This window comes from Streptomyces spiralis (genome assembly GCF_014654675.1).
GTDB classification, from domain to species: domain Bacteria; phylum Actinomycetota; class Actinomycetes; order Streptomycetales; family Streptomycetaceae; genus Streptomyces; species Streptomyces spiralis.
Genome location: NZ_BNBC01000036.1, coordinates 90,012 through 98,806, shown reverse-complemented (window position 1 = coordinate 98,806; position 8,795 = coordinate 90,012). Strand labels below are relative to the sequence as shown.

At 71.1% G+C, this 8,795-nt stretch carries 6 protein-coding genes and 1 pseudogene; 1 reads left to right on the top strand and 6 read right to left on the bottom strand.

All coding sequences use genetic code 11. The annotated features are described in order from the left end of the window. The 5 genes and pseudogenes from IE318_RS30805 to tkt all read right to left on the bottom strand — a co-directional run. A pseudogene (locus tag IE318_RS30805) lies at nucleotides 1-225 on the bottom strand (glucose-6-phosphate isomerase); the annotation flags it as partial. Nucleotide 226: 1 nt separating this feature from the next. Continuing rightward, nucleotides 227-1,153: a glucose-6-phosphate dehydrogenase assembly protein OpcA gene (opcA, locus tag IE318_RS30800; RefSeq protein WP_189905596.1), complete on the bottom strand. Its 927-nt coding sequence runs from the start codon at nucleotides 1,151-1,153 to the stop codon at nucleotides 227-229. Next, nucleotides 1,150-2,835, bottom strand: a complete 1,686-nt coding sequence (gene zwf / locus IE318_RS30795) for a glucose-6-phosphate dehydrogenase (RefSeq protein ID WP_189905594.1) — start codon at nucleotides 2,833-2,835, stop codon at nucleotides 1,150-1,152. Before zwf ends, opcA begins: the two co-directional genes overlap by 4 nt. Beyond that, entirely contained in the window at nucleotides 2,832-4,001 is a 1,170-nt protein-coding gene (gene tal, locus IE318_RS30790; protein WP_189905592.1) for a transaldolase, read from the bottom strand. The genes zwf and tal overlap by 4 nt, the downstream gene beginning before the upstream one ends. Before the next feature lie 19 nt (nucleotides 4,002-4,020). Further along, on the bottom strand, nucleotides 4,021-6,096 hold the full coding sequence (tkt, locus tag IE318_RS30785) for a transketolase (protein ID WP_189905590.1): 2,076 nt from the start codon (nucleotides 6,094-6,096) through the stop codon (nucleotides 4,021-4,023). Nucleotides 6,097-6,262: 166 nt separating this feature from the next. Between tkt and IE318_RS30780 the strand changes: the two genes are divergently transcribed. Then, nucleotides 6,263-7,174, top strand: coding sequence for a helix-turn-helix domain-containing protein (locus IE318_RS30780; RefSeq protein WP_030183591.1), 912 nt, complete (start codon nucleotides 6,263-6,265; stop codon nucleotides 7,172-7,174). A gap of 99 nt (nucleotides 7,175-7,273) precedes the next feature. On the opposite strand, the gene IE318_RS30775 is transcribed toward IE318_RS30780, so the two are convergent. Then, nucleotides 7,274-8,701 carry a glycoside hydrolase family 16 protein gene (locus IE318_RS30775; protein ID WP_189905588.1) on the bottom strand — a complete coding sequence of 476 codons (1,428 nt, stop codon included), beginning with the start codon at nucleotides 8,699-8,701 and terminating at the stop codon, nucleotides 7,274-7,276. Nucleotides 8,702-8,795: the final 94 nt, after the last annotated feature.

Below are 8,795 nucleotides of genomic sequence, written 5' to 3'. Positions count from 1 at the left end.
GGACACGCCGGTGGCGGCGGCCAGCTCCCGCAGCAGCCGCAGGGTCTCGTCGGTGACCAGGTTCTTGGAGTAGTCGATGCGCAGATCGCCGACGCGCACCGTGTAGCGCTCCGCGCGGGAGGGGTCCGCCGCGAACAGCTCCCGCAGATGCGGCTGCGAGCCCGCGCGGTGGTCCTCCAGGGCGGTCCACTCCGGCCGCCGGGTGAGCTCGGGGGTGTCGGGCATGTCAGACGGTCTCCTTGATGCCGGCGCCCCGCAGGGCCACGGCGTACATGTCGTCGGCGTCGAGGCGGCGCAGCTCCTCGGCGATGAGTTCGGAGGTGGGGCGGACCTTGAGGGCGAGGGTGCGCGGCGGCTGGCCCGGCAGGGACAGCGTGGCCAGCGGGCCCTCGGGCCGGTCGATGGTGATCTCGCCGTCCGCGGTGCCCAGGCGTACGCAGGTCACGAACGGGCCGGCGCTGTGCGCACGCTCGGCCTTGACCCCGAGCCGCGCCTCCAGCCAGCGGGCCAGCAGCTCCGCGCTCGGGTTGTCCGCCTCGGCCTCCACGGTCGCCGAGGTCACCGCCACGCGGGCCTGGTCCAGGGCGGCGGCGAGCATCGAGCGCCACAGGGTGAGCCGGGTCCAGGCGAGGTCGGTGTCGCCGGGGGCGTAGTGGTCCGCCCTGGTCTGCAGGACCTCCAGCGGGCGCTCGAAGGCGTACAGGTCGGTGATCCTGCGCTGGGCCAGCGTGCCCAGCGGGTCCTCGGCGAGGTCGTCCGGCGCGTCCACCGGCCACCAGACGACGACCGGCGCGTCCGGGAGCAGCAGGGGCAGGACCACCGAGTCGGCGTGGTCGGACACCTCGCCGTACAGGCGCAGCACCACCGTCTCGCCGGTGCCGGCCTCGGAGCCGACCCGGACCTCGGCGTCGAGCCGGGAGTGGGTGCGGTCGCGCAGGGTGCGGGCGTGCCGCTTGATGACGACCAGGGTCCGCATGGGGTGCTCGTGCGAGGCGTCCTCGGCGGCCTTGATCGAGTCGTAGGCGTTCTCCTCGTCCGTGACGATGACCATCGTCAGGACCATGCCCACGGCGGGTGTGCCGATGGCGCGGCGGCCCTGCACCAGCGCCTTGTTGATCTTGCTTGCGGTGGTCTCGGTCAGGTCGATCTTCATGGCCTGCGCCAGCTCCGTCCGTCTCGTGCGAGCATCTCGTCGGCCTCCCGCGGACCCCACGTCCCCGACCGGTACCGGGCGGGCGTGCCGTTCTCGTCCCAGTAGGCCTCGATCGGGTCGAGGATCTTCCAGGACTCTTCCACTTCCTGGTGGCGGGGGAACAGGTTGGCGTCACCCAGGAGCACGTCCAGGATGAGGCGCTCGTAGGCCTCCGGGCTGGACTCGGTGAAGGACTCGCCGTAGGCGAAGTCCATCGTGACGTCCCGGATCTCCATCGAGGTTCCCGGCACCTTGGAGCCGAAGCGGACCGTCATGCCCTCGTCCGGCTGGACGCGGATCACGATCGCGTTCTCGCCCAGCTCCTCGGTGGCCGTGGAGTCGAAGGGGGAGTGCGGGGCCCGCTTGAACACCACCGCGATCTCGGTGACCCGCCGGCCCAGCCGCTTGCCGGTGCGCAGATAGAACGGGACGCCCGCCCAGCGGCGGTTGTCGATCCCCAGCTTGATCGCCGCGTAGGTGTCGGTCTTCGACTGCGGGTTGATCCCCTCCTCCTGGAGGTAGCCGGGGACCTTCGCGCCGCCCTGCCAGCCCTCGGTGTACTGGCCCCGCACGGTGTGGGAGCCCAGGTCCTCGGGCAGCCGCACCGACTTCAGCACCTTCAGCTTCTCGGTCAGCAGCGCCTCGGCGTCGAACGCGATCGGTTCCTCCATCGCGGTGAGCGCCATCAGCTGCAGCAGGTGGTTCTGGATGACGTCCCGGGCGGCGCCGATCCCGTCGTAGTAGCCCGCCCGACCGCCGATGCCGATGTCCTCGGCCATGGTGATCTGCACATGGTCCACATACGACCGGTTCCAGATCGGCTCGTACATCTGGTTGGCGAAGCGCAGCGCCAGGATGTTCTGGACGGTCTCCTTGCCCAGGTAGTGGTCGATGCGGAAGACCTGCTCCGGGTCGAACACGTCGTGCACGATCCGGTTCAGCTCCCGGGCGCTGGCCAGATCGTGGCCGAACGGCTTTTCGATGACGGCGCGCCGCCACGACCCCTTCGGCCCCTCCGCCAGCCCGTGCTTCTTGAGCTGCTGCACGACCTTGGGGAAGAACTTCGGCGGTACGGAGAGGTAGAAGGCGAAGTTGCCGCCCGTGCCGCGGGAGCCGTCCAGCTCCTCGACGGCCGCCTTCAGCTGCTTGAACGCCGTGTCGTCGTCGAAGTCACCGGGGATGAACCGCATGCCCTCGGTCAGCTGGTGCCAGACCTCCTCGCGGAAGGGCGTGCGCGCGTGCTCCTTGACCGCCTCGTACACCACCTGGGCGAAGTCCTGGTTCTCCCAGTCGCGGCGGGCGAAGCCGACCAGCGAGAAGCCCGGTGGCAGCAGGCCCCGGTTGGCCAGGTCGTACACGGCCGGCATCAGCTTCTTGCGGGACAGGTCGCCGGTGACGCCGAAGATCACGAGGCCGGACGGGCCCGCGATCCGCGGCAGCCGGCGGTCCAGTGGATCACGCAGCGGATTCACCCAGTCGGCGGACGGCGCGACGGGCACACGTACATCGGACGGCGCGGCCTGGGAGGGCGCGGCGTCCGGCCGCGCCGCCCCGGGGGCCGTCGCCTTGGGCTCTGCGGCGGCGTCCGGGGCGCGGCCCACGGTCACGTCCGGCGCCGCCGGCTCGGCGGGCTTCTTGCTCATTCCGCGTCAACTCCCTTGCTGTCCAGCGACTTCGTGACCGCGTCCAGCAGGTCCTGCCAGGCCGCCTCGAACTTGGCGACGCCCTCGTCCTCGAGCTGCTGCACGACCTCGTCGTAGGAGATCCCCAGCCGTTCGACCGCCGCCAGATCGGCGCGGGCCCGCGCATAGCCGCCGGTCACCGTGTCACCGGTGATCGCGCCGTGGTCGGCGGTGGCGTTCAGCGTGCCCTCCGGCATGGTGTTGACCGTGCCGGGCGCGACCAGTTCGTCCACATACAGGGTGTCCTTGTATGCCGGATCCTTCACCCCGGTCGACGCCCACAGGGGACGCTGCCTGTTCGCTGCGGCGCCCGCCAGCGCGGCGAAGCGCTCACCGGGCGCGGTCGAACCGTCAGCGGAACCGAACACCTGCTCGTACTCGGCGTAGGCCAGCCGGGCGTTCGCGAGGGCCGCCCGGCCCTTCAGTGCCAGGGCCTCGTCGCTGCCCAGCAGGGTCAGCCGCTTGTCGATCTCGCTGTCGACCCGGGAGACGAAGAAGGAGGCGACGGAGTGGATCCGCGACAGGTCCAGGTCCGCGGCGCGCGCCTTCTCCAGACCGGCGAGGTAGGCGTCCATGACCTCGCGGTAGCGCTCCAGGGAGAAGATCAGCGTCACGTTGACACTGATACCCGCTCCGACCACCTCGGTGATCGCCGGCAGGCCCGCCCGGGTGGCCGGAATCTTGATCATTACATTGGGCCGGTCCACCAGCCAGGCCAGCTGCCGGGCCTCGGCGACGGTCGCCGCCGTGTCGTGGGCCAGCCGCGGGTCGACCTCGATCGAGACCCGGCCGTCCCGTCCGCCGGTCGCCTCGTACACCGGCCGCAGCACGTCGGCGGCGGCGCGCACGTCGGCGGTGGTCATCATCCGTACGGCCTCGTCGACCGTGACGCCACGCACCGCCAGGTCGGCGAGCTGCTCCTCGTAGCCCTCCCCGGAGCCGATGGCGGCCTGGAAGATCGACGGATTGGTGGTGACGCCCACGACGTGCCGGGTCTCGACGAGCCCGGCGAGGTTCCCCGACTCGATCCGCCGCCGCGACAGGTCGTCCAGCCAGATCGACACGCCCTCTTCGGACAGGCGCTCGAGCGCTCCGGCGGTCGCGGTTGCTTCGCTCACAGTGATCATCTTCCTTGTTGCGTTCGGATCAGGCGCGCGCGGCGGCCAGCGATGCGCGGGCCGCGGCGGCGACGTTCTCGGGGGTGAAGCCGAATTCGGCGAACAGGGTCGCGGCATCGGCGGAGGCACCGAAGTGTTCGAGGGAGACGACGCGTCCTGCGTCACCTACGTAGCGGTACCACGTCAGGCCGATGCCGGCCTCCACGGCCACGCGCGCCCGCACCGACGGCGGCAGCACCTGCTCGCGGTACTCGCGCGGCTGCTCCTCGAACCACTCCACGGACGGCATCGAGACCACTCGCGTGCCGGTCCCCTCCGCCTCGAGCAGCTCCCGCGCGGCCACGGCGAGCTGCACCTCGGACCCGGTGGCGACGATCACCACGTCCGGGCTCCCGGTGGATGCCTCGTGAAGGATGTATCCCCCCTTGGCCGCGTCCGGGTTCGGTGCGTACGTGGGCACGCCCTGGCGGGTGAGCACGAGCCCGTGCGGGGCCGGACGGGTGGCGTGCCGCTTGAGGATCTCGGTCCAGGCGATGGCGGTCTCGTTGGCGTCGGCCGGGCGGACGATGTTCAGGCCGGGGATCGCGCGCAGCGAGGCCAGGTGCTCGACCGGCTGGTGGGTGGGGCCGTCCTCGCCCAGGCCGATGGAGTCGTGCGTCCAGACGTACGTCACCGGCAGCTGCATCAGCGCGGCCATGCGCACCGCGTTGCGCATGTAGTCGGAGAACACCAGGAAGGTGCCGCCGTAGATCCGGGTGTTGCCGTGCAGGGCGATGCCGTTCATCTCCGCGGCCATGGAGAACTCGCGGATGCCGAAGTGGATCGTCCGGCCGTACGGGTCGGCCTCCGGCAGCGGGTTGCCCTTCGGCAGGAAGGAGGAGGTCTTGTCGATGGTGGTGTTGTTGGAGCCGGCCAGGTCCGCGGAGCCGCCCCACAGCTCGGGCAGGACCGCGCCGAGCGCCTGGAGCACCTTGCCGGAGGCCGCGCGGGTGGCGAGCGACTTGCCGGCCTCGAAGACCGGGACGGCGTCCTCCCAGCCCTCGGGCAGCTGCCCGGCCACGATCCGGTCGAAGAGCTCGGCCCGCTCGACCTGGCCGGCGCGCCACTGGCCGAGCCGCTTGTCCCAGGCCGCGTGCGCCTCGGCGCCCCGGTCCAGGGCCCTGCGGGTGTGGGCGAGCACGTCGTCGTCCACCTGGAAGGACCGCTCGGGGTCGAAGCCCAGGACGCGCTTGGTGGCGGCGACCTCCTCCTCGCCCAGCGCCGAGCCGTGCGCGGCCTCGGTGTCCTGTGCGTTAGGGGCTGGCCAGGCGATGATGGTGCGCATCGCGATGATCGAGGGGCGGCCGGTCTCGGCCTTCGCCGCCGTCAGCGCTGCGTACAGGGCGTGCACGTCGATGTCGCCGTTCTCGTCCGGCTCGATGCGCTGGGTGTGCCAGCCGTAGGCCTCGTAGCGCCCCAGTACGTCCTCGGAGAAGGCGGTGGCGGTGTCGCCCTCGATGGAGATGTGGTTGTCATCGTAGAGGAATACCAGGTTGCCGAGCTTCTGGTGACCGGCCAGCGAGGAGGCCTCCGCGGAGACGCCCTCCTCCAGGTCGCCGTCGGAGACGATCGCCCAGACGGTGTGGTCGAAGGGGGAGGTGCCCTCGGGGGCGTCCGGGTCGAACAGGCCCCGCTCGTAGCGGGCGGCCATCGCCATGCCGACCGCCATGGCGACCCCCTGGCCGAGCGGACCGGTGGTGGTCTCGACGCCGGCCGTGTGCCCGTACTCGGGGTGACCGGGGGTCTTGGAGCCCCAGGTGCGGAAGGCCTTCAGATCGTCCAGCTCCAGCTCGTACCCGGCGAGGTAGAGCTGCGTGTACAGGGTGAGCGAGGTGTGGCCGGGGGAGAGGACGAAGCGGTCACGGCCGGTCCACTCGGGGTCGGCCGGATCGTGACGCATCACCTTCTGAAAGATCGTGTAGGCGGCCGGGGCCAGGCTCATCGCCGTGCCGGGGTGGCCGTTGCCCACCTTCTGCACGGCGTCGGCGGCCAACAGGCGGGCGGTGTCGACGGCACGCCGGTCGAGCTCCGTCCACTCGAAGCGGTCGGTTGTCTGCTCGCTCATTTTCAAGAAGTCCTCGAAAGAAGCAGGATTGGTAGCCGGACGCGTTCGAACTTAAAAGTCTGACTTTTTCCATGGAAGGTCTGTTCGTGTCAGGCTGTGGTGAAAGTGGGACACGACCTGCCGGGCGAGACCGCGCGGCGGGCGACGAAGGCGGTACGAGAAGGACATGGCGGACGCAACCACCCAGGACGGTCCGGTCGCCGGGCACGGCGACGGAGAGGGAATCAGGACCTTCCCCTTCCCCGTCGACCTCAGCCTGCTCGGAGTCGGGCTGCAGATAGGTCCCATGGGCACCGGGCACACCTGGCACGCCGAGGCTCCTCTCCACCGCGTCCACCGCATCGACTTCCACGTGGTCATGCTGTTCAGCGACGGCCCCGTGCGGCACATGATCGACTTCGCCGAGTACGAGGCCGCGGCCGGCGACGTGCTGTGGATCCGCCCCGGACAGGTCCATCGCTTCTCCCGTGCGAGCGAGTACCGCGGAACCGTCCTGACCATGCAGCCCGGCTTCCTGCCCCGCGCCACGGTCGAGGCCACCGGCCTGTACCGCTACGACCTGCCGCCCCTGCTCCGCCCCGACGAGGCCCAACGCGCCGCCCTGACCGCCTCGCTCGCCCAGTTGCGCCGCGAGTACGAGGACACCGAGACCCTTCCGCTGAGCCTGCACACCGCGGTGCTGCGCCACTCGCTCACCGCGTTCCTGCTGCGCCTGGCCCATCTCGCGGCCAGCTCCGCCCAGGCGGCCCGGGACCAGGCGGACACCACCTTCACCCTGTTCCGCGAGGCGGTCGAGCAGGGGTTCACCACCAACCACAGCGTCAGCGCCTACGCCGACGCCCTCGGCTACTCCCGCCGCACCCTCGTCCGCGCGGTCCGCGCCGCCACCGGCGAGACCCCCAAGGGATTCATCGACAAACGTGTCGTCCTGGAGGCCAAGCGCCTGCTCGCCCACACCGACCTGCCGATCGGCCGGGTGGGCGCGGCCGTCGGCTTCGCCGACGCCGCCAACTTCTCGAAGTTCTTCCAGCTGCGCACGGGGCAGACACCGGTGGCCTTCCGGGCGGAGCTGCGCTGAACGCACGGGGCCGCGCGCACGGGGGTGAGCCGTACAGGGCCGCGCGCAAAGGGGAGGGGCCTCACGCGCGCGTGAGGCCCCTGGGTGCCGGAGTGACGGTCAGTGGCCGAAGTCGAACCAGTTGACGTTCACGAAGTCCGCCGGCTGGCCGCTCGTGAAGGTGAGATAGACGTCGTGGGTGCCGGTCACCGCGGAGATGTTCGCCGGGACCGTCCGCCAGGACTGCCAGCCGCCGGTGTTGGCCAACGCGAAGCTGCCGACCGGGGTGCTGGTACGGCTGTCCAGACGCACCTCGACCAGCCCGCTGACCCCGCCCGCAGCGCCGCTCGCGACCCGGGCGTAGAACTGCTTCGCCGCCGTCGAGCCGAAGTTGACGCCCTTGTAGAGCGCCCAGTCGCCGTTCGCGATCGACCCGATGTCCTGGCCGCCGCCGCTGTCCGTGGTGGACTCGATGTTCACGCCGCTCTGGCCGTCGTAGGACTCGGCCTGTACGGGGCTGTAGGCGTCGCGGTTGCCGGAGGGCGGGGGAGTGGTGCCGCCCCCGCCGCCCGAGGACTGGAGCACCTGGACGTAGTCCACCACCATCGGGTGGCCGGGCTCGGTGCCGCCGTCCGGGCCGCCGCCGAACGCGCCGGGGAAGCCGCCGCCCATGGCCACGTTCAGGATGATGAAGTAGCCGTGGTTGGTGGCGTTCGCCCAGGTCGTCGCGTCGACCTGATTGGCCTTCACGGTGTGGAAGTTGACGCCGTCGAGGTAGAAGCGGATCTCCTCGGGGCTGGTCGACCGGTCCCACTCCATCGCGTAGGTGTGGAAGCCGGCCTGGCAGGTGGTGCCGGCGCAGGAGGTGGAACCGCCGATGCCGGACGTCTCGTTGCAGGGGCCGCCCGGGTTGGTGCCGCAGTGCATGGTCGCCCAGTCGGTGTTCAGGCCCTGGACGTTCTCCATGACGTCCAGCTCGCCGACGCCCGGCCAGTTCTGGTAGTTGCCGCGGAAGGGCGAGCCCAGCATCCAGAAGGCGGGCCAGTAGCCCTTGGCCGCGGCGCCGGTGACGTTCGGCATCTGGATCCGGGCCTGCACGCGCAGCTTGCCGCCGGCCGGCGGCTGGAAGTCGGTGCGGGTGGTCTCGATGCGGCCCGAGGTCCAGTGGCCGGAGGCGTCCCGGCGCGGGGTGATGAGCAGGTTGCCGTTGCCGTCGAGCGAGACGTTGCTGGTGGAGGAGGTCATCGACTCGACCTCGCCGGTGCCCCAGTTGGCGGCGCCGCCCGGATACGAGGTGCCCGTGTCGTACAGCCAGTTGGCCGTGTCGACACCGGAGCCGGCGGAGCCGTTGAAGTCGTCGAGGAAGACCTGCGACCAGCCCGACGGGGGCGTGGGGGCGGAGGCGTTCGCGGGCAGTGTCGCGACGGTCGCCGCGGCCGCCGCCAGGCCCAGCGTGCCGAGGACCGCGACGAGCGCCCGCCGCACGGAGCGCCGTCTGCGGTGGGCGCCGGCACGTATGCCGGCGGATGTGCCGGAGGATTCACTCATGGGGGGTGCCTCTCGGTACGGAGTGGTGGGATCGGAGAGTTCTGAGAGCGCTCTCAGGCGGTGCGCGCCGCCAATGTGCTCCCGGGCACCCCGG

Bases quoted from the DNA above. Each gene is read 5' to 3' on its own strand.
- opcA (WP_189905596.1), bottom strand. From the start codon at position 1,153: ATGAAGATCGACCTGACCGAGACCACCGCAAGCAAGATCAACAAGGCG.
- zwf (WP_189905594.1), bottom strand. From the start codon at position 2,835: ATGAGCAAGAAGCCCGCCGAGCCGGCGGCGCCGGACGTGACCGTGGGC.
- tal (WP_189905592.1), bottom strand. From the start codon at position 4,001: ATGATCACTGTGAGCGAAGCAACCGCGACCGCCGGAGCGCTCGAGCGC.
- tkt (WP_189905590.1), bottom strand. From the start codon at position 6,096: ATGAGCGAGCAGACAACCGACCGCTTCGAGTGGACGGAGCTCGACCGG.
- IE318_RS30780 (WP_030183591.1), top strand. From the start codon at position 6,263: ATGGCGGACGCAACCACCCAGGACGGTCCGGTCGCCGGGCACGGCGAC.
- IE318_RS30775 (WP_189905588.1), bottom strand. From the start codon at position 8,701: ATGAGTGAATCCTCCGGCACATCCGCCGGCATACGTGCCGGCGCCCAC.